Here is a 1839-nt window from a genome sequence, read left to right as displayed (position 1 = left end):
AGGGCGGACAGGATCAACCGCTTGGAATTGACGGTTTCGCCCCGCGCCTCTTTGAGGGTGCGAAAGGCCAGCGCGCGGCGCAGAGCAGGATGATTATGCGGCGCGCCCACGATGATCTGCGCGTGATCGAGGCGCAAAGGATCGAGGCCGAAGATCAGGTTGTTGACGAAATACGGGCCGTCAGGCGCGGTGCGGCCTTTGAGTGAAAAGTCTTTGTGTTGAAGTTTTGACATGGGTCTCTCCATCATGAAATTCCGCGATCTGCTTGTGGCGTCTTCGGCGGGTGATGGGGTGATTGATAATCCAAATAATTCGGATCGGTCAATACACAAATCCAAATAATTTGGATTTGTGTATTTTGATGTTTGCGTTTTTACAGCTAGATACTAGAACTAAAGCAGAACATTGGAGAATCAATTTTGAGCATGTATGGGGGTGTCGCCCTGCTATTGCGGGCGATTGGGGTGGATTTGAATTGGATATTTGACCCTTTGGGGGTCGTTATTTTGAGAGTGCGGCGAAAAGGCGCTCCTGAACATCCTGAGGAAGTTGAGCAAAGTCGCCATGAATGATGAAGTTGAAGTCAATGCGATGTTGGCGGTAGTAGTAGCGCATAGTTTTAATACTGGGCGCCCCTCGTGTTTCTTGCGAGTTGAAGGTTGTACCTTTTAGGCCGACTTCGGCAGCCACATCTTTTTGCTGCATTGAGATGGATTTGCGAGCTGCGATAATTCTGTCGCGAATAGCGTCGGGGGATACATCGCCTGTGCGTGCTAGCTGTTCTTTTTCATCAATATTCATATGGATTGGATAGCCTTTTTCCGAAAAATTTGAATTTCCTATCTGTTGGATGTTGATAATCCGCATAATTCGGATTATTGCAGGGTTATGGAAAATGATGTTCGCAGTTTAATTTCAAATTTGGATGGCTACAGGGCCGTCGCAGATCGGCTTGGAAAGCGGCCAACGACGGTGCACACGCACATGCAGGCAGGGATACTGCCTGCAGCTTGGTATTGTGCCTTGTGTGACCTTTCCGTGGAAGTTGGCAAATCTCCACCACCACGATCCCTGTTTTCATTTGTGTCTTTGCTTCCATGTTCAAAGGAGGCCGCATGATGTTTGTCACTTACCCCCAAATTGCCACGCAGCGTGCGGTCCGTCTTGTGAAATGCCCAAAGGAGTTCTCACATGCGCTACACTAGACCTGGCAGCATTCAAAACGCGGTGCGCGAAGCTTATGGCGCGGTTGGCGGATTGGAAAACGCGTCGATTGATCTTGGCATCGGTGTCTCAACCTTATCCTATGGCACTGAGCGCAGCGACCATCGCCCAGGTGGCATCGGGGTCAACTACCTTGATAGCCTGGGACGGATTGAGCCGCGCGCGGCGGTCCCGATTGCAAAGCATTTTGCGACTCTGGCAGGCGGGGTGTTCCAGCCCGTCGATCTGGATGGCGTGACCGCATCGGACGTCTACCGCATCGCCAAAGAATTCTCGGACGTGTTGACCAAGGATGCGGAGGCGCATTCCGAGTCGTCGATTGATCCGAAGGGGTACACCGCCAAAGAAGCTGGCGAACAGCTTGTCGAGTTGGATGAGTTGATCGCGGTGGCCGTGAGTTTTCGCGCTGCTCTGCGCCGGACGGCCGAGGGCACGCGATGAGGGGCCCCATTTTCAATATTTTCACAACGGGTTCCTACGCGATTGACGGGATGTGTGTGCGACTGCTCGCGCGGCGCGCCCTAGATCGCGCAACTTTGCACACCGTTGTGTGTGCAACAGGTCGGGGGCTTCGTGCCCTCGGCCTTTTTTATTCACAGGTTTGGAATTTCGGCC

3 protein-coding genes are annotated in these 1839 nt (G+C 52.6%); 1 reads left to right on the top strand and 2 read right to left on the bottom strand.

The genetic code is table 11. From position 1 onward, the window contains the following. Together BM025_RS18835 and BM025_RS18830 are read right to left on the bottom strand one after the other, a co-directional pair. Positions 1-233 (bottom strand): hypothetical protein (locus tag BM025_RS18835; RefSeq protein WP_139204622.1); only part of this gene is annotated, 233 nt, incomplete at its 3' end. A gap of 268 nt (positions 234-501) precedes the next feature. Beyond that, entirely contained in the window at positions 502-867 is a 366-nt protein-coding gene (locus BM025_RS18830) for an XRE family transcriptional regulator (RefSeq protein WP_139204621.1), read from the bottom strand. Positions 868-1191: 324 nt separating this feature from the next. Here BM025_RS18830 and BM025_RS18825 point away from each other — a divergent pair, with 324 nt between their 5' ends. Then, positions 1192-1665 (top strand): hypothetical protein, encoded by a 474-nt coding sequence (locus BM025_RS18825; RefSeq protein ID WP_085848930.1) that lies wholly within the window; start codon positions 1192-1194, stop codon positions 1663-1665. The last annotated feature ends 174 nt before the right edge of the window (positions 1666-1839 follow it).

The sequence above is a fragment of the Pacificibacter marinus genome (assembly GCF_900109555.1).
In the GTDB taxonomy this organism is placed as follows: domain Bacteria; phylum Pseudomonadota; class Alphaproteobacteria; order Rhodobacterales; family Rhodobacteraceae; genus Celeribacter; species Celeribacter marinus_C.
Note: the sequence above shows the minus strand (reverse complement) of the source record. Positions and strands in the feature narration are given on the sequence as shown.